The 18215-nt window shown below is 62.0% G+C and carries 12 protein-coding genes, 3 tRNA genes and 1 pseudogene; 3 read left to right on the forward strand and 13 right to left on the reverse strand.

Translation table 11 applies throughout. The annotated features are described in order from the left end of the window. Nucleotides 1-125: 125 nt before the first annotated feature. Nucleotides 126-201, reverse strand: a tRNA-Asn gene (locus RTQ83_RS02730). 166 nt (nucleotides 202-367) lie between these two features. Between RTQ83_RS02730 and purT the strand changes: the two genes are divergently transcribed. Further along, nucleotides 368-1582 carry a formate-dependent phosphoribosylglycinamide formyltransferase gene (gene purT / locus RTQ83_RS02735; RefSeq protein ID WP_312511247.1) on the forward strand — a complete coding sequence of 405 codons (1215 nt, stop codon included), beginning with the start codon at nucleotides 368-370 and terminating at the stop codon, nucleotides 1580-1582. Nucleotides 1583-1951: 369 nt separating this feature from the next. After that, nucleotides 1952-2062 carry a transposase gene (locus tag RTQ83_RS24265; RefSeq protein WP_409456073.1) on the forward strand — a complete coding sequence of 37 codons (111 nt, stop codon included), beginning with the start codon at nucleotides 1952-1954 and terminating at the stop codon, nucleotides 2060-2062. Nucleotides 2063-2427: 365 nt separating this feature from the next. Here RTQ83_RS24265 and RTQ83_RS02740 read toward each other — a convergent pair. From RTQ83_RS02740 to RTQ83_RS02765, 6 genes and pseudogenes are all read right to left on the reverse strand, one after another. Further along, a pseudogene (locus RTQ83_RS02740) lies at nucleotides 2428-3857 on the reverse strand (IS1182 family transposase); the annotation flags it as partial. 616 nt (nucleotides 3858-4473) lie between these two features. Beyond that, nucleotides 4474-5358, reverse strand: a complete 885-nt coding sequence (locus RTQ83_RS02745) for a TIR domain-containing protein (RefSeq protein ID WP_312511091.1) — start codon at nucleotides 5356-5358, stop codon at nucleotides 4474-4476. 317 nt (nucleotides 5359-5675) lie between these two features. Further along, nucleotides 5676-5751, reverse strand: a tRNA-Asn gene (locus RTQ83_RS02750). 73 nt (nucleotides 5752-5824) lie between these two features. Next, nucleotides 5825-6586: an alpha/beta fold hydrolase gene (locus RTQ83_RS02755; protein WP_312511092.1), complete on the reverse strand. Its 762-nt coding sequence runs from the start codon at nucleotides 6584-6586 to the stop codon at nucleotides 5825-5827. 70 nt (nucleotides 6587-6656) lie between these two features. Beyond that, nucleotides 6657-6732 (reverse strand) — tRNA-Asn (locus RTQ83_RS02760). Between the two features lie 123 nt (nucleotides 6733-6855). Beyond that, entirely contained in the window at nucleotides 6856-8067 is a 1212-nt protein-coding gene (locus RTQ83_RS02765) for an amino acid aminotransferase (RefSeq protein WP_312511093.1), read from the reverse strand. Between the two features lie 106 nt (nucleotides 8068-8173). On the opposite strand from RTQ83_RS02765, the gene uvrB reads away from it, so the two are divergent. Next, a complete protein-coding gene (uvrB, locus tag RTQ83_RS02770) occupies nucleotides 8174-10270 on the forward strand; it encodes an excinuclease ABC subunit UvrB (RefSeq protein WP_312511094.1) in 2097 nt (698 codons plus the stop codon). 196 nt (nucleotides 10271-10466) lie between these two features. Here uvrB and RTQ83_RS02775 read toward each other — a convergent pair whose 3' ends face one another. The 6 genes from RTQ83_RS02775 to RTQ83_RS02800 form a co-directional block, all read right to left on the reverse strand. Then, nucleotides 10467-12509 carry an ATP-binding protein gene (locus RTQ83_RS02775; RefSeq protein ID WP_312511095.1) on the reverse strand — a complete coding sequence of 681 codons (2043 nt, stop codon included), beginning with the start codon at nucleotides 12507-12509 and terminating at the stop codon, nucleotides 10467-10469. 86 nt (nucleotides 12510-12595) lie between these two features. Further along, on the reverse strand, nucleotides 12596-13192 hold the full coding sequence (locus tag RTQ83_RS02780; protein ID WP_312511096.1) for a MarC family protein: 597 nt from the start codon (nucleotides 13190-13192) through the stop codon (nucleotides 12596-12598). A gap of 135 nt (nucleotides 13193-13327) precedes the next feature. Then, the gene (locus RTQ83_RS02785) at nucleotides 13328-14977 is read right to left on the reverse strand and encodes a DUF945 family protein (protein ID WP_312511098.1); all 1650 of its coding nucleotides are present in this window, start codon (nucleotides 14975-14977) and stop codon (nucleotides 13328-13330) included. A 177-nt stretch (nucleotides 14978-15154) separates the two neighbouring features. Next, nucleotides 15155-15694: a phosphoribosyltransferase gene (locus RTQ83_RS02790; RefSeq protein ID WP_312511099.1), complete on the reverse strand. Its 540-nt coding sequence runs from the start codon at nucleotides 15692-15694 to the stop codon at nucleotides 15155-15157. Nucleotides 15695-15719: 25 nt separating this feature from the next. Next, nucleotides 15720-17036, reverse strand: coding sequence for an adenylosuccinate synthase (locus RTQ83_RS02795; RefSeq protein ID WP_312511100.1), 1317 nt, complete (start codon nucleotides 17034-17036; stop codon nucleotides 15720-15722). Between the two features lie 3 nt (nucleotides 17037-17039). After that, on the reverse strand, nucleotides 17040-18194 hold the full coding sequence (locus RTQ83_RS02800; RefSeq protein ID WP_312511101.1) for an ATP phosphoribosyltransferase regulatory subunit: 1155 nt from the start codon (nucleotides 18192-18194) through the stop codon (nucleotides 17040-17042). Between the last annotated feature and the right edge of the window lie 21 nt (nucleotides 18195-18215).

Consider the following 18215-nt stretch of genomic DNA (forward strand, 5'->3'; position numbering starts at 1 on the left):
GGCTCCTTTCGAAAAGAACATCGTAACGCCTTTCACGGTGTTGCGACATCTTTACGCCGCCAGCATTCGAGATCCGCGCGCAAAACAAAAAGGCCGCATCTTGCGATGCGGCCTCTTCACTATTCTGGCTCCCCGACCTGGACTCGAACCAGGGACCTGCGGATTAACAGTCCGTCGCTCTACCGACTGAGCTATCAGGGAATTGAGGCAATATTATAGCCGGGCGATTTCAATTTGACCAGTGCTCGATTGCAATCGAATCGTTCGGGCTGCCATGGCCGCCTGCAGCGCCGGGCCGCGTTTGCTATAGTCGCATCCATTCCGGCGCCTGCGCCCCATGCATTCCCTCACTCTTCACACCAACACCATGACCCATCCCCGCACCCTCGGCACGCCCTTGTCCCCTTCCGCCACCAAAGTCATGCTCCTCGGCTCAGGCGAACTGGGCAAGGAAGTGATCATCGCCCTGCAGCGCCTGGGCGTCGAAGTAATCGCCGTCGACCGCTACCCGAACGCGCCCGGCCATCAGGTGGCGCATCGCGCTCACGTGATCGACATGACCGACGGCGCCGCACTCGAAGCCCTGATCGCGCAGGAGCAGCCCGACCTGGTGGTGCCCGAGATCGAAGCGATCGCCACCGACAAGCTGGCCGAACTCGAAGCCGCGGGCCGCATCACCTGCATCCCGACCGCGCGCGCCGCCCAGCTGACCATGAACCGCGAAGGCATCCGCCGCCTGGCGGCCGAGGAACTCGGCCTGGCGACCTCGCCCTACCGCTTCGCCAGCAGCCTGGCCGAGCTGCAGGAAGCCTGCGCCGCGGTCGGCTTCCCGTGCGTGGTCAAGCCGGTGATGTCGTCGTCGGGCAAGGGCCAGTCGAAGCTCGACGGCGCCGGCGACGTGCAGGCCGCCTGGAACTACGCCGCCGCCGGCGGCCGGGTCGACGCCGGGCGCGTGATCGCGGAAGGCTTCATCGATTTCGATTACGAGATCACGCTGCTGACGGTGCGCTCGTTCGGTGCCGACGGCCAGGTCGAAACCAGTTTCTGCGAGCCGATCGGCCACAAGCAGGTGCAGGGCGATTACGTCGAATCGTGGCAGCCGCATCCGATGCAGCCGCTGGCGCTCGAGCGTGCGCGCGATATCGCGGCCAAGGTCACGGCCAACCTGGGCGGGCTGGGCGTGTTCGGCGTGGAGCTGTTCGTCAAGGGCGATATGGTGTGGTTCTCGGAAGTGAGCCCGCGGCCGCACGATACCGGGATGGTGACGATGGCGAGCCAGGTGCAGAGCGAGTTCGAACTGCATGCGAAGGCGATCCTGGGGTTGCCGACCAATGTGGCGCTGCGTGCGCCGGGAGCGTCTGCCGTGATCTATGGACAGCTGGATAAAGCCGGGATCGCGTTCGAAGGCGTGGCCGAGGCGCTGCGGGTGCCGGGCGCGGACGTGCGGCTGTTCGGCAAGCCCGAGTCGTTTGCGCGCCGGCGCATGGGGGTAGCGCTAGCTATAGCTGACACCACTGAGGCGGCGCGTGAGCGGGCTTTAGAGGCGGCGGCGAAGATCAAGCCAGTGTTGGGGAAACGGTAAGCCGCTCAATAATCAGCAGTACTGTCAATGCAATTTGCACCGCACACTTCCCCCCTCTACCAATACCATCTCCATAAAAGGCGGGGCCTACTAAATCGCATGGCGAGAACACATGCGTTAGTGAGTTATGCGCAAAAATTGGAATTGCACTTTCGTTGGGATAATAGTCTTTAGAGACAGTTTAAAAACTCAGAAGCAACTATGATGTCTACACGGTTCTGACAAGGGGCAGGCCATGTGGACAGAAGAGTAGCGAACGCGGCACAAGGTGGTAGAGCGCAGGGAGCGGCGGGGCTATACGACCGATACTAGCGATCAGGAATGGGAGCTCATCGAGCCGCTTTTGCCTGGTAAGGCAGGTACCGCCGTCTGCGGAGGACAGACCGTCGCGAGATCGTCAACGCATTGCGCTACCTAATCCGTACGGGCTGCGAATGGCGGATACCTCCCAACGACGTCCCGCCCTATCAGAATGTGTAATACTGGTTCTATCGCCTAATGCGATGCTTCCTGTTCCAGACGATCCACGACTTGGCGCTGATGCTGATCAGATGCGCGAGCAGCGCGTAGTGGCGCTCGGACGACATTGTCGATAGCCAGTCGGTGAAAGCGACAGGCGCGCGTGAAAGAGGTTATGACGTGCACAAGAAAGGTCAGCGGGCGCAAACGGCACAGGCCGTGTAAAAACGTGAAATCGGGCAGCGGTACCAGTTACAGCAAGTTTTCGGTTAATTGTGGAGTGCCAGGAAGGGCTGTGGCGCCTCCTGACCTCTGCCCGACACTTTCGGCAGTTCGAGCAAACGAAGCCTCCAGAACAAGCTAAAACGCTGCAGAAAACGGGCACAGGCCCGGATCGCGGCCAGCATGCCAGTGATGCCGAGTACCGCTATCAATCTCCGGAAATTATATGCGAGCACGTGCAGGCTCATCTCGGTTGCAACGCCTTCCAGTCCTTTCGTCAGAAAGTGTGTCGCCCCCATCCAGGATTTGATCGTCCCGTACGGATGCTCGACTGAGGACCGCCGAATTCGCATGGCGTCGGGATTCTGCTCAAGGCGCCTTCGCATCTCATCGAGCACGTTCTGATGCTCCCAGCGGGACACTCGCCGTTGCGCACTCGGCGTGCACTTGTCCTTGAGGTGGCAGCCCTTGCAGTTCGAGCTCCAGTACCGATGCAGCTTCATACCCTTTTCAACGCTTGCGAAACGCCATATCAGGGATTCACCTGCCGGGCAGCGATATTCGTTCTTTTGCGAGTCGTAAATGAAGTCGGCCTTGTCGAATCGGCCATCGGCCTTGGCCCCGGAAGTCTTCGTAGGCGGTACCAGGACTGAGATGCCAGCCTCATGACAGACAAGAATTTCTTCGCCCTTGAAGTAGCCGCGATCGGCAATTGCTGTGAGTTTCGTCGTGCCGATTGCGGCGCGGGCTTTCTTGGCCATACCTGACAGTTGGTCGCGGTCGCTGCCGTTATTAGTGACCTCATGCTCAACGATAAAATGATGCTTGGCGTCGACTGCAGTCTGCACGTTGTAGCCAACAATTCCCGAACCGCGCGTTATCATCGCGCGCGAGTCCGGGTCGGTGAGTGAAATCTGCGTTTCCCCAGTCTCTATCAGCTTCGCTTCAATTTCCCTGAGCGTCGCCATTTGAGATTTCATCGCTGCGATCTTGTCATTGAGACGAGCGCTTTTCGAATGTGCAGTAGCCGGCTCATGCCGATCAGCGGTATCGAGTTCTGCTAAATAGCGACCAATGTTCGCTTCGATCTCCGCTATCCTGCGCTTGAGTTTTGCATCGGTAAAATTCCGGTCGCTGCTGTTAACGGCCTTGAATTTGCTGCCGTCGATAGCGACGACTGCATCCGGAAAAAGATCCAGTTGCTGGCACAGCACGACGAACTGCCGGCAGACTTTACCGATCGCTTTGCCGTTATTTTTTCGGAAGTTCGCAATCGTTTTGAAATCGGGCGCCAGGCGTCCAGTGAGCCACATCAGTTCGACGTTGCGCTGGGCCTCGCGTTCAAGTCGCCGGCTCGATTGGATACGATTGAGGTAGCCGTAAATGTAGAGCTTGAGCAGCACAGCGGGATGGTAAGCCGGTCGTCCAGTCTTGGCCGGGTGTACGCGCTCGAATCCGAGACTGCAAAGATCAAGTTCTTCAACAAATACATCGACTACACGAACCGGATTATCCTGAGTTACGTAGTCGTCCAGAAGCTCAGGAAGCAGCGCCCCCCTTGCCCGCGATGTTCGCCTTCGATAAAGCGCTTCAATTGGCACCCCAGTGATGAGATACTTCCTCAACGTTTACCTGACCGGTTTCGTTTACATCGGCCTACGTTTTTACACAGCCTGGGCATATTGCGGTCGATACCGATGGGCACCCGCTAGCAGTAAACCTGACGCCTGTCGATTTCGTTGACTCGGCTGGCGCCCAGTTGGGCTTGATGCATTGGTCAAGCGCTGGCCTCGGGCCAAACCTCTGTTTGGTGATGCGGCTTATGACCGACGCACACAGCTAGCCAAAGCCGCTTTCCTTGCCTATACGGTGGAGATCGTCCAAGGTTTGCAGGGCCAGACGGGCTTCCTAGTCAGCCGTGCCGCTGGGTCGTCGAGAGAACGTTCACATTGTTAATGCGCTATCGTCGTTCGGTACGCGATTACGAGCAATGCATCGACGTCTCCGAGGTCATGATTTATATCGCCCTTGGCTCGTCCTTACTGCGCCGGATACATTTCTGGTAAGCTTTAAAACCGTCTCTTAGAAAAGCTGCACTGTCAACTGTATGCTTATTTTTATACCCTCACATTAGTAAAAAAGGGGCACATCTATATGCCCCCGCTCTTGCTATAACCCAACTTGGATCTGAACCACGGAGCTGCAGATTATCAGTTTTTAACACCTGCATCCAACGAGAAACGATTCCTTGCAGCAAGCGGCCTGCGCAAATGACCTTCCTTAACGATATAGCGTATGGGCATATCCAATTTTTCAACCGCTTTAATCGCGATGTCAACGAGCGAATTTGGCGTTATCAGCTCATGACGGAGTTGCTCAAGCGCAGAGCGAGCTTCCAATGTATATCGCTGCAGATCCGCAAGAACTGGTGAAGGAATTCTTTCTTCATGTCGATCTTGCAGCAACAGTGACGAAACATAGTCCGGCGGAAGTAGCGACGTCGGGTCTCGAAGAATCTTATGGTTATTTCGAGTAAGTTCCAATAATTCCTCAAGGACGCTCTCAGTTCGAGCCTGCTTAGGCAACTCTTTGGCTTTTTGCTCCACTTTGGGCAACGAAGCCCTAATCTGCTTTAATTCTTCATCGAGTCGTGGCCACCATACTTCAAACGTTTTGGCGAGTCGAACATCATCAAGCCCGTCTTTTTCACAAGCGCTATTGATTGACTGAAGAAGTTTGAATACATCATCTTTCTCCTCAATAGTCGATTGAAACTGAAGAATAGGACCACTAATTTCCGACCGCTTAAGATCAAATAGAAATGGGCTTACCCGGCTTTTCTCAACACTTTTACCAAGCGCCCCCGCCTCAAAATTAATCCATGGAGCAGCGAGGTTATCACGCGTTAAACAAATAATCCCATAACTCGATGCACTTAGCTCCCCAGCGATATCCGTAGACCAACGGGTACCCTTATCAATATCTTCAGACGAAACGTACGGCTCTACAGTCTGGATAACTGAGGGTAACCAATCTCGCAAAACTTTGGCTACACGATGACTAATTTCCCCAGACCAACTTATGAACACTTTCATAGTTATGAATATTATAGTAGTTAATCAAGAAATCAATTCAGTTCAAATTTCGGCGCGAACGCAATTGATTGCAGAGCAATAATTATACCCATGTTCGAGTCTATTGCTAGGGAAATCAGGTATTTACAAGCCTGCTTAACATCAACACCGCCTGTCGAATGTATAATCACGATCTATAAAATTTACATTTCCTAACCATAAAAGTGTGAGTGGCCGATTCAGCCCATGAAAGAAATGCGCAGGCTATAGGAAGTAAGTCCAAAGTACAGGCAAATGCAAAAAGGGCCGCATCTTCCGACGCAGCCCTTCTCTTGTTCTGGCTCCCCGACCTGGACTCGAACCAGGGACCTGCGGATTAACAGTCCGTCGCTCTACCGACTGAGCTATCAGGGAATGGAGGCCGCATTATACCGGTTGTTTTCGATTTCGCAAGGGTTCAATCGCGAAACACGTCAATTGACGCCGCTCAGCCGCGCCGAACGCGCGCGACCAGCCGCCTGAGCGCGTCCAGCACCACCTCCGGCTCCGACGTCTGCGGAAAGTGCGCACTGTGCTGCGCCACCACCCGCTCGCCCAGCGGCGACAGCGCCGCCAGCCCCAGCTGGGTGCGCTCGCGCTCGCGCACCAATGCCTGCGGCACCAGCCAGCGCGGCAGGCGCTTGCCGCCCGACAGCACCGTCACCGGCACCGGCGGGAAGGCCGGCGCCTCGTCGATGTCGCGCAGGGTTTCCATCTGGTTGCGGATCTCGTCGAACTTGTCGCGCGGCGACACCCGGTCGAGCAGGCGAATGAAGGCGCGCTGCCACGGCGCCTGGAACTGCTTCAGACCGGTGACGTCTTCCGGCGCGGTCGCTTCCAGGAACAGCACCCCGGCCACCTCGTCCGCGAATTCGCGCGCGAACAGGTTGGCGTGCAGGCCGCCGAACGAATGCCCGACCAGCACGAACGGCGGCTCGACGCCGGCCGCGCGCAGCAGCAGGCGCAGCTGCGCCACCACGGTCTCGCCGTACTGTGCCTCACGCGGCTTGGCGCTGCCGCCGACGCCGGGGCGGTCGTAGGCGAACACCGTGCCGAGCTGCTCGATCTCGGGATACAGCTTGTACCAGGAATCGAGCGGCCCGCCGGGGCCGGCAAGCAGGACGATCGATGGACTGCCCTGCCCGGACTTGGCAAAGCGGAACATCTGTCCCTCGATCAGGGTGGCATGGCTGTTTGGCAGTTGCTTCATAAAGCTCCCCGTGCGCGTTCGGCGCGCAAACGAAAAAGGCCGCATCCTGAGATGCGGCCTTTTCTAATTCTGGCTCCCCGACCTGGACTCGAACCAGGGACCTGCGGATTAACAGTCCGTCGCTCTACCGACTGAGCTATCAGGGAATTGATGCATGCATTATAGGGTTGGTGAAACGTTTCTGTCAAACTTGCAAACGAATCCGCTGTCGACCTGCCCTGCTTTGCTGCTCTCCGAACCTGCTGCTGCAAGTGCGGAGAGCCGCGATTTTAGAGAACTTTGGCAATCGCGTCAACGACGCGATCGATGTTCTTCGAGTTCAGCGCCGCCACGCAGATACGGCCGGTGTCCACCGCGTAGATCGACTCGTCGCGCAGCTTGCCCACTTGCTCCTTGGTCAGGCCCGAGTACGAGAACATGCCCACCTGCTGGCGCACGAATTCGAAGTCGTGGCCCGGGGCTTTCTCTTTGAGCTTCTCGACCATGGCGCCGCGCATTTCGCGGATACGCACGCGCATGCCGGCCAGTTCCTCTTCCCACAGCTGGCGCAGTTCCGGGGTCGACAGCACGGTGGCGACCACCTTGCCGCCGTGGGTCGGCGGGTTCGAGTAGTTGGTGCGCACCACGCGCTTGAGTTGCGACAGCACGCGCGCCGCTTCTTCGCCGCTGGTGGCGACGATCGACAGCGCGCCGACGCGCTCGCCGTACAGCGAGAACGACTTCGAGAACGAGTTCGACACCAGGAGCGGCATGCCGGTATCGGCAAAGCGGCGCACCACGGCGCCGTCTTCGGCGATGCCGTCGGCGAAGCCCTGATACGCCATGTCCAGGAACGGCAGCAGGCCGCCGGCCTTCACTGCCGCGATGACCTGGTCCCATTGCTCTTGCGACAGGTCGGCGCCGGTCGGGTTGTGGCAGCAGGCGTGCAGCACGACGATCGAGCCGGCCGGCATTGCTTTCAAAGCAGCCAGCATGCCGTCGAAGTTCACGCCGCGGGTAGCCGCGTCGTAGTAGGCGTAGTTGTGCACGGTGAAACCGGCGCTTTCGAACAGCGCGCGGTGGTTTTCCCAGCTCGGGTCGCTGATGTAGACGTCGGCGTGCGGCACGAAGCGCTTGAGGAAATCGGCGCCGATCTTGAGTGCGCCGGTGCCGCCCAGGGCCTGCACGGTGATCGCACGCTTCTCTTGAATTACGGCGCTGTCGGCACCAAATACCAACTCTTGCACCGCCTTGTCGTACGCCGCCAGGCCGTCGATCGGCAGGTAGGTGCGCGGCGCAGGCTGCTCCATCAGTTTCGCTTCCGCTTTCTGCACGCAAGCCAGCAGTGGAACCTTGCCATTGTCGTCGTAGTACACGCCCACGCCGAGGTTGATCTTGGCGGGATTGGTATCGGCATTGAAGGCTTCGGTGATGCCCAGGATCGGGTCGCGCGGGGCCATTTCAATGGCGCCAAATAAGCTGGCAGAGGCAGTGGAAGTCATCGTGATAAACTAAGTTTGTCGGCTGGGTTCGCAGCGGTTGTATAGACAGCGGCCCTTGATATGCAAGGCCGCAAGCGGATTCTCATTCTAGCAAAGGTCTGAAAGTATGGCTGATTTATCCATCGCAACTTCTCCCGAACCGACCGTCATCACCTACCCGGATTCGCCCTTCAAGCTGCATCAGCCCTTCCCGCCCGCCGGCGACCAGCCGACCGCGATCGAAGGCCTGGTCGAGGGCATCGAGGATGGCCTGTCGTACCAGACGCTGCTCGGCGTAACGGGCTCGGGCAAGACCTATACGATGGCCAACGTGATCGCGCGCGCCGGGCGTCCGGCGATCGTGTTCGCGCCGAACAAGACCCTGGCGGCACAGCTGTATTCGGAGTTCCGCGAGTTCTTCCCGCAGAACGCGGTCGAGTATTTCGTCTCCTACTACGATTACTACCAGCCGGAAGCCTATGTGCCGCAGCGCGACCTGTTCATCGAAAAGGACTCGTCGATCAACGAGCACATCGAGCAGATGCGCCTGTCGTGCACCAAGTCGCTGATGGAGCGGCGCGACGTGGTCATCGTGGCCACGGTGTCGGCGATCTACGGTATCGGTAATCCGAACGAATACCACAAGATGATCCTGACGCTGCGCCACAAGGACAAGGTGGCGCAGCGCGACATCATCGCGCGCCTGATCCAGATGCAGTACACCCGCAACGAGATGGATTTCTCGCGCGGCAGTTTCCGCGTGCGCGGCGACACCATCGACATCTTCCCGGCCGAGCACGCCGAACTGGCGATCCGCGTCGAGATGTTCGACGACGAGATCGAATCGCTGCAGCTGTTCGACCCGCTGACCGGCCGCGTGCGCCAGAAGATTCCGCGCTTTACCGTGTATCCGGGCTCGCACTATGTCACGCCGCGCTCGACCGTGTTGCGCGCGGTCGAATCGATCAAGGCCGAGCTGCGCGACCGGCTGGAAGAATTCCGCCAGCAGAACAAGCTGATCGAAGAGCAGCGCCTCGAACAGCGCACCCGCTTCGACCTCGAGATGCTGGCCGAGATCGGCTTCACGAAAGGCATCGAGAACTACTCGCGCCACCTGTCCGGCGCGATGCCGGGCGAACCGCCGCCGACCCTGATCGACTACCTGCCGAAGGACGCGATCATGTTCATGGACGAGTCGCACGTGATGATCGGCCAGCTCAACGCGATGTACAACGGCGACCGTTCGCGCAAGACCAACCTGGTCGACTACGGCTTCCGCCTGCCGTCGGCGCTGGACAACCGGCCGCTGAAATTCCAGGAATTCGAAGGCAAGGCGCGCCAGACCATTTTCGTCTCGGCCACGCCGGCCGAGTACGAACAGGGCAAGGCCGACAATGTGGTCGAGCAGGTGGTGCGCCCGACCGGCCTGGTCGACCCGCAGATCATCGTGCGCCCGGCCCTGTCGCAGGTCGACGACCTGATGAGCGAGATTAACGACCGCATCGCCAAGGACGAGCGCGTGCTGGTGACCACGCTGACCAAGCGCATGGCCGAGCAGCTGACCGAGTACCTGGGCGATCATGGCATCAAGGTGCGCTATCTGCACAGCGATATCGAAACCGTGGAGCGGGTGGAAATCCTGCGCGACCTGCGCCTGGGCACCTTCGACGTGCTGGTCGGCATCAACCTGCTGCGCGAGGGCCTGGACTTGCCGGAAGTGTCGCTGGTGGCGGTGCTGGATGCGGACAAGGAAGGCTTCCTGCGTTCCGAACGTTCGCTGATCCAGACCATCGGCCGCGCGGCGCGTAACCTGAACGGCGTGGCGATCCTGTACGGCGACCAGATCACCGATTCGATGCGCCGCGCGATCGACGAAACCGAACGCCGCCGCGCCAAGCAGATCGCCTTCAACGAAGCCAACGGCATCACGCCGAAGGGTGTGCAGAAGAAGATCAAGGAAATGATCGACGGCGTGTACAGCAACGCCGCGCAGAAGGCCATGGTCGAGGGCATCCACGAAGACGAGGCGACAGCCAAGGTCGAGTCGATGAGCGAGAAGCAGATCAGCAAGGAGATCAAGCGTCTCGAGAAGCTCATGGTCGATCACGCCAAGAACCTCGAGTTCGAGAAGGCGGCGCAGGTGCGCGATCAGCTGCATGTGCTCAAGCAGCAGGCGTTTGGGGCGCCGGGGGCGGACAACGTGGTGTCGATGCTCGGCAAGTAGGCCGCATGATCGCGCGGTCCTCGCGCGGACCGGCAACGCCTTCAGTTACAAGAAGCCCGTCACCCCCGCGAAGGCGGGGGCCCAAGTTCTGCTGGCGTTACCGAAACGCTGACAAACTTGGGCCCCCGCCTTCGCGGGGGTGACGGTTTTTCGGCTAACGAATGCGATTGAGCTGGCGATGATTTCGCCACTGGGCTCATACCGTGGCCAACAACTCCAGCAACTTGGTCAGATCCGCCGGCTTGACCAGGTGATGATCGAACCCCGCCTTGCGCGCCCGCTGCTGGTCTTCCACCTGCCCATACCCCGTTAGCGCCACCAGCATCGCGCCTGACGTCTCCGGCATCCCGCGCAAACGCCGCGCCAGTTCGTGCCCGTCGATATCGGGCAATCCGATGTCGAGCAGACAAACGTCGGGCCGCACGCGCAGCGCGCTGGCCAGTCCATCCTCGCCATTGAAGGCCAGCGTGGTCTGGTAGCCATTCATCTCCAGCAGCGTGCCGAGCATCTCGGCGCCGTCGACGTTGTCGTCCACCACCAGGATGCGCAAACCCTGGCCAGCGCTCGCCGCCACGGCCTCCGATACCTCCTCCTCCACGCCAGACGGCACCAGCCGCGGCAGGTGCACCACGAACTCGCTCCCCGTGCCCGGCCCTTCGCTGCGCGCATCGACCCGTCCGCCATGCAGCGCCACCAGGCTTTTCACCAGCGCCAGTCCCAATCCAAGCCCGCCCTGCGAACGGTCGGGCGTGCGCTCTGCCTGGATGAACAGGTCGAAGATATACGGCAGCACCGGCGGGTCGATCCCCTGCCCGTTGTCGCGCACCGCGATCGTCACGCAGTCGGCCTCGACGCCGGCGCGCAGCACGATGCGTCCGCCCGGCGGCGTGTACTTGGCGGCGTTGTTCAGGATGTTCGACAGCACCTGGATCAGGCGCGTGCGGTCGCCCTCCACGCGCAACGATTCGGGCGCGGTCTCGACCTGCAGCGTGTGGTGGCGGGTGTCGATCAACGGGCGCACCTGCTCTACCGCTTCGCCCACGATCGCCGTCATGTCGAGCGGTTCGCGGCTGAGCGTTACCTGGCCGCGCGTCACGCGCGACACGTCCAGCAAATCGTTCACCAGCGCTGTCATGTGGGCGGCCTGGCGCGCGATGATGTCGCTGGCGCGCTGGATGCCGGGCGGGTCCATCTGGCCGCGCTGCAGCAGCTGCGCCGCGGTGGTGATCGGCGCCAGCGGATTGCGCAGCTCGTGCGCCAGCATCGCCAGGAACTGGTCCTTCTGGCGGTTGGCGGCGCGCAGTTCGTCCTCGATGCGCTTGCGCGCGGTGACGTCGCTGCCTTCGACGAAGATGCCCGACACTTTGCCGTGCGCGTCGTGGATCGGCTGGTAGACGAAGTCAATGAAGCGCTCTTCGAGCGGCGCATTGGGATCGTTCTGGTCGCGCTGCACGCGCAGCGGCACGGCGTGGCCGACGAACGGCTGGCCGCTCTGGTACACGTGGTCGAGCAGCTCGAAGAAGCCCTGCCCCTGCACTTCGGGCAGCGCTTCGCGCGCGGGTTTACCGACCAGGGCGCGGTGGCCGATCAGCGCCAGGTAGGAACGGTTGGTGAGCTCGAACACGTGGTCCGGCCCGCGCAGCACGGCGATGATGCCGGGCGCCTGCTCGAACAGCGTCACCAGGCGCTCGTTCTCTTCGTCCCGGTAGCGCTGGGCCAGCACCTCGCCGGTCATCTCGACGCAGGCGCAGAACATGCCGGCCACGGCGCCGTCGTCGCCACGCACCGGCGAATACGAGAAGCGGAACCAGGTCTGCTCGTCGTAGCCGTGGCGGCGCATGCGCAGCGGCAGCCGGTCCATGTAGCTGGCTTCGCCATTCATGGCGCGATCGATCAGCGGATAGATGTCCTGCCAGATCTCGGCCCAGATGTCGTGGAAGCGCCGGCCCAGCGCGCTCGGATGCTTTTCGCCGAGGATGGCGATGTAGGAATCGTTGTACAAAAAGCCGAGCTCATCGCCCCAGGCCACGAACATCGGGAACTTGGAGTTGAGCATCAGGCCAACCACGGTGCGCAGCGCCTGCGGCCAGGTGCGCGGGTGCCCGAGCGGCGAGGCCGACCAGTCGTGGGCGCGCATCATCGCGCCCATCATGCCGCCGCCGCTCAGGAACGGCAGCGATTCGGACGGGGGTTCTGACTCCCTGCCCTGCTTCCGCCCTTGATCATGGTCCCGATTCATTCCTCCGACAACTCCCTGGTAACACGCCACATGCGTGTCCAGAGTGTGCCAGATTCGTGCGTCGGCACTCGCACGGCTTGCACGAGTTACAAGGTCTGTATGAACTCGCGGATACCGCCGAGCAGCATTTCGATCGACATCGCCGTCAGAATCAGGCCCATCAGGCGCTCGAATGCCGTCATCACCTGTGGACCGAGCTTTTGCTGCAGCTTCTCGGCACTGAGGAACACTGCCAGCCAGACCACGCCGACCGCGGCCAGCGCCGCCACGTGGACCATGGTTTCGGTGAAGCTGGTCGAGGAAAACAGCAGCACGGTGGCCAGTGCCGACGGACCGGCCAGCGCGGGAATCGCCAGCGGCACGATGAACGGCTCGCCGTGTTCGCTCTTGCCCAGCACGCCATCGGGGTGCGGGAAGATCATGCGGATCGCGATCATCAACAGGATCACGGCGCCGCCGATGCGCAGCGCCACCGGGCTCAGGTGCAGCGCTTCGAGGAAGTGCTTGCCGAAGAACATGAACACCAGTAGCAACAGGAAGGCGATCGCGCATTCGCGCACCACGATCTTGCCGCGGCGTTCGATTGGCGTGTCTTTCAGGGCGGCGGCGAACAGGGGGACGTTACCAAAGGGGTCGGTGACGAGGATGAGCAGGATGAAGGTCTGGAAGAAGCTTTGGGTCATGGTTTGTTATTGTTGGCAAACCCGGATGCGGCGAGTGCGGCAAGGGCGTGGCCGCAATCTTAGCAGAGTGCATATGCACATCGGCAGTTTTGCCGATGTGCGAAGGGCTTGCCGGGCCAGCCGGCGCAGCGAGGCTCAGGGCCGTGTGGTGCCCGGATCGCGCGTGATGCGGATCGTGAGGGTCTGCGCTACCGGGGTATTGCCCTGCAGCGCGGGGATATAGCGGCAAGCGGCCTGGGCAGCGAGAACCTGGCGATCGTAGTCGGGCCAGGCGCTGGGCGCCACCAACGCGATCTGGCCCGGCACGCCGCTCGCGTCCACATGCACGCGCAGGCTCAGTGCCAACGGCGCGTCCTTGGCGACCACTTCGGCCGGGAATTCCGGCATCGTGCAGGAACCGCTGACCTGGCGCGCCGGCATCGCCGCCATCGGCCCGCCATCGGGGACCGGTGGCTGCGGCGGCGGCTTGGGCAGCGACACCTCTTTGCCATTGACGCGCAGCTGACCGCCGCGCACCGTGATGGTGGCGCGCAGCACGCCCTTGTCGAGCTTGGCAAAGCCCTCTCCCAGCAACTTGCCGACCACCACATCGGTCATGGTCTGCGCCATCGCCGCCGGGTCCTGGCCGGCATTGCCGGCCGCGGCCAGCTGGCGCTTGGCGGCCGACAGCGCGCCGGCCTTCACCAGCGCCACCGGCACCGCGATGTCGAACCTGGCGTCGACGCGCTTGACCAGCTGCGCCAGGTCGTCGAAATCGCTTTCCTTCGCGCCCTTGAGCGCGACCCGTCCCTGCAGGGTGAAGGTGTGGCCGCCGTAGTCGGCGCTGATGCGCTCGATGGTGAGCGCGGTGCCGGCCTTGCTCGATGCGCGCGCCACGTCCTTGAGCATCGACAGCAGGTCGGCCGCATTGCGCTCGGTGTCCTCGGTCTTGATCTTGCGTTCGCGCGCCGTCATCTCGATCATGTTCTGCTTGTCGATGTTGTCGAGGCGGTAGTTCATGATCAGGTTGCTCACCTGTTCGCCGGCGATGCCGATGCTGCCGATGCGCATGCGCTGCACGATGTCCATCTTGCTGGCGCGCTCGGTGGTGCGGCTGCTGAAACTCAGGCCGTCCAGGGCGATCCTGACCGGTTCGCCCGGCGGGCCGGGCCGCGCACCCTGGCCCGGCTGGGGCAGCTGCAGATCGATGTGCGCGACATCGGCCTGTATCGTGCCGAACCACAGCCGGCCCTTGCCGAGTCGCTGGTCGGTGGCGGTCGTCATGTCGCGCGCGGCGACGCCCATCTCCTTGCCTTGCACGTCGAGCGCCGCCCAGGTGCCGCGCGACGTCAAACGGCGTCCGCTCTTGTCGACCCGCAGCTCGGTCGGCGACTCGCTCCAGCTGATGCGCACGCCATCCTCCAGCGTATGCTCGCGCGCCGGCAGTACCAGGCGGTAGGCGTCCTGGCCGTCGCGCTTGCCGAGGCGCTCGATGCGAATCGGTGACGCGGTGCCGATGGCCTGCTCCAGCAGGCGCGCGGTCTCGGGACTGAATTGATATTCGGCAAGGCGCTCGATATTGCGCCCCAGGTGCGGGCCGGTTTCCAGTACATCCTGTACTTCGATCAGGGCGCGCTCGGCCGCGCGCAGGATGACAGGCTTGGCCGGCGCGACCGGCTTGGCGGCCGGTTCTGCCTTCGAGGGTGCTTCAGGCGCGGACGCTTGTCCCGCGGCGTGGGCTGCCGGCAAGACCGGCAGGGCGAACAGGGCAGCAACAGCGCTGCGGCGCAGGAAAGGAAGAATCACGGTCGACAATCGAAAGTTTCAACCGATCAATTATCTAAGACGGCTGGACAAAAGTCACCGGCCCGGCCATGCCCGGGGCATATTCAAGCGCCGCCGTCTTTACTTTAATCGGCGCGCATAAAAAAACAGGGAAGAGCTCGCGCCCTTCCCTGCTTCATTCATCCCGTAACGACCGGATTACTTCTCGAACTTCTTCAGCCACGCCGACAGCTGGTGCGGACGCAGGCCGTCGTAATCTTCGAACGGCTGGTGAATCCACGGATTGTGCGGCAGGTCCTGCAGGTGGTAATCCGGCTTGAAGGCCGAGGTACCCTTGACCCAGATGACGGCCGATTTGACTTCGCTGACGTCCGGGTAGTTGGTCTGCAGGTGCTCGCGCACGCGCTGCAGGGTCACGCCGGAGTCGGCCAGGTCGTCGACCAGCAGGATGCGGCCAGCCAGCGGGCCCTTGGTCATCGTCATGTACTTGGCGATGTCCAGGTTGCCCTGCTTGGTGCCGGCTTCTTCGCGGTACGAGCTGGTCGACAGGATCGCCAGCGGCACGTCGAAGATGCGCGAGATCACGTCGCCCGGACGCACGCCGCCGCGCGCCAGGCACAGCACCATGTCGAACTTCCAGTTCGATTCATACACTTGCAGCGCCAGGCGCTCGACCAGGCGGTTGTAGTCGTCCCAGGAAACCCACAGGTCCTTGTCGGTCGATACAGGGGTGTTCATCTTTCAGTACTCCAAATCTTCTAAATTATGCTGCGAACGGATGGCGCAGGACGATGGTCTCTTCGCGGTCAGGACCGGTCGACACCATGTCGATCGGTACGCCAACCAGTTCTTCGATGCGCTTGATGTAGGCCTGGGCGTTGGCCGGCAGGTCTGCCATCGACTTGGCGCCGACGGTCGACTCGCTCCAGCCCGGCATCTCTTCGTACACCGGCTCGCACAGGGCGGCTTCTTCGGCGCCGACCGGGAAGATATCGACACTACGGCCGTCGATCTTGTAGCCGGTGCACAGCTTGAGCGACTCCAGGCCGTCCAGCACGTCCAGCTTGGTCAGGCACATGCCCGACACGCCGTTGATCTGCACCGAGCGGCGCAGCAGCGCGGCGTCGAACCAGCCGCAGCGGCGGGCGCGGCCGGTGACGGTGCCGAACTCGTGGCCGACGCGCGACAGGTGCTCGCCGACGCCGGCGTCGGTCGGCAGTTCGGCCGGGAACGGGCCCGAACCGACGCGGGTGGTGTAGGCCTTGGTGATGCCCAGGATGTAGTGCAGCATGTTCGGGCCGACGCCGGCACCGGCGGCGGCATTGCCCGCCACGCAGTTCGACGAGGTGACGAACGGATAAGTGCCGTGGTCGACGTCCAGCAGCGAACCCTGGGCGCCTTCGAACAGCAGCTTGCCGCCCTCTTTGTGCGCGGCGTACAGCAGCGACGAGACGTCGGCGACCATCGGACGCAGGCGCGGCACCAGTGCCATCGCATCGTCGTAGGTGGTCTGGAAGTCGATCGGATCGGCGCCCAGGTAGTTCACCAGCACGTGGTTGTGGTATTCCAGGTTCTCTTTGAGCTTTTCGGCGAAGCGTTCTTCGTTGAGCAGGTCGGCGATACGGATCGCGCGGCGCGCGACCTTGTCTTCGTAGGCCGGGCCGATGCCCTTGCCGGTGGTGCCGATCTTGTTCTCGCCGCGTTTTGCTTCACGGGCTTTGTCGATGGCGACGTGGTAAGGCAGGATGATCGGGCAGGCTTCCGAGATCTTCAGGCGCGACACGACTTCGATGCCGGCCGCTTGCAGCTTGTCGATCTCGCGCATCACGTCCGGCACCGAGACCACCACGCCGTTGCCGATGTAGCAGGCCACGCCTTCGCGCATGATGCCCGACGGGATCAGCTGCAGCGCGGTCTTCTGGCCCTTGATCACCAGGGTATGGCCGGCGTTATGGCCGCCCTGGAAACGCACCACGCCGGCGGCGTGGTCGGTCAGCCAGTCGACGATCTTGCCCTTGCCTTCATCGCCCCACTGGGTACCGATGACGACGACGTTTTTTGCCACGTTAGTATTTGACATCACTTAACCTAAGTTTTTGAGAATCCAATTTCCGTTTTCGAGGACGAGCACGCGGTCGCACTCGAACTCGTCCTGAATATTGTCGTGACCCGGCATGCTCTGGATCACGACTTCGCCTGCCTTGCGCAGGTCAGCGATTTTTTCGCGCAGCTCGGGCGCGTTGCCCCACGGGGCGCGGATCGAATGCTTGCGCTCGGCGATCGGCAGCAGCCGCGCCAGTTCGCGCAGGTCGAGCGAGAAGCCGGTCGCGGGACGCGCACGGCCGAAGGCCTCGCCCACGTGGTCGTAGCGGCCGCCACGCGCGACGGCATTCGGCAGGCCCGGCACGTACAGCGCGAACATGGCGCCGCTTTCGTACTGGTAGCCGCGCAGGTCGGCCAGGTCGATCGCTACATCGGCGCGGCCAATGGCCGAGGCCGCCAGCGCCGCCAGTTCGGCCAGCGCGCGCTGAATGCCCGGCAGCGCCGGCAGCGTTTCGCGCGCTTTCGCCAGCACTTCGACGTCGCCGTACAGGTGCGGCAGCGCGAGCAGCGCCTGGCGCGTCTGCGGGTAGTAGTTGGTCGAGATCTCGTCCAGGCCCGGCGCATCCTTGGCGCGCAGCAGGCTGTAGATCTGGGTCTCGTCGCGCTTGGCGGCCGGGTCTTCGTTCAGCAGTGCACGCAGCACGCCGACGTGGGCCAGGTCCAGGCGCACTTTTTCGAAGCCGGCCAGGGCCAGCGTGCCGAGCGCCAGCTCCTGGATCTCGGCGTCGGCTTCCAGGCCGGCGTGGCCGTAGATCTCGGCGCCGATCTGCACCGGCTCGCGCGTCGCGTGCAGGCCCGACGGACGGGTATGCAGCACGCTGCCGGCGTAGCACAGGCGGGTGATCGATTCGCGATTCAGCAGGTGGGCGTCGATGCGCGCCACCTGCGTGGTCATGTCGGCGCGCAGGCCGAGCAGGCGGCCCGACTGCGGATCGACGACCTTGAAGGTCTTGATATCGGTATCTAGACCGGCGCCGGCCAGCAGCGACTCGGTGTACTCGAGCAGCGGCGGCATGACCAGCTCGTAGCCGTACAGCCGGAAGTTGTCGAGCATCAGGCGGCGCAGCTCTTCGATCTTGCGCGCTTCGGACGGCAAGACATCGGCGATATTCTCAGGCAATAGCCAGTTCGGCATGGGCAACAGCGTAATGGGAGT

Origin of the sequence: Massilia sp. (assembly GCF_031995545.1) — a bacterium.
GTDB lineage: Bacteria > Pseudomonadota > Gammaproteobacteria > Burkholderiales > Burkholderiaceae_D > Telluria.

Excerpts from the sequence above, each read along its gene's own strand:
- purT (WP_312511247.1), top strand. The coding sequence starts at position 368 with ATGACCCATCCCCGCACCCTCGGCACGCCCTTGTCCCCTTCCGCCACC.
- RTQ83_RS02745 (WP_312511091.1), bottom strand. The coding sequence starts at position 5,358 with ATGAAAGTGTTCATAAGTTGGTCTGGGGAAATTAGTCATCGTGTAGCC.
- RTQ83_RS02755 (WP_312511092.1), bottom strand. The coding sequence starts at position 6,586 with ATGAAGCAACTGCCAAACAGCCATGCCACCCTGATCGAGGGACAGATG.
- RTQ83_RS02765 (WP_312511093.1), bottom strand. The coding sequence starts at position 8,067 with ATGACTTCCACTGCCTCTGCCAGCTTATTTGGCGCCATTGAAATGGCC.
- uvrB (WP_312511094.1), top strand. The coding sequence starts at position 8,174 with ATGGCTGATTTATCCATCGCAACTTCTCCCGAACCGACCGTCATCACC.
- RTQ83_RS02775 (WP_312511095.1), bottom strand. The coding sequence starts at position 12,509 with ATGAATCGGGACCATGATCAAGGGCGGAAGCAGGGCAGGGAGTCAGAA.
- RTQ83_RS02780 (WP_312511096.1), bottom strand. The coding sequence starts at position 13,192 with ATGACCCAAAGCTTCTTCCAGACCTTCATCCTGCTCATCCTCGTCACC.
- RTQ83_RS02790 (WP_312511099.1), bottom strand. The coding sequence starts at position 15,694 with ATGAACACCCCTGTATCGACCGACAAGGACCTGTGGGTTTCCTGGGAC.
- RTQ83_RS02795 (WP_312511100.1), bottom strand. The coding sequence starts at position 17,036 with ATGTCAAATACTAACGTGGCAAAAAACGTCGTCGTCATCGGTACCCAG.
- RTQ83_RS02800 (WP_312511101.1), bottom strand. The coding sequence starts at position 18,194 with ATGCCGAACTGGCTATTGCCTGAGAATATCGCCGATGTCTTGCCGTCC.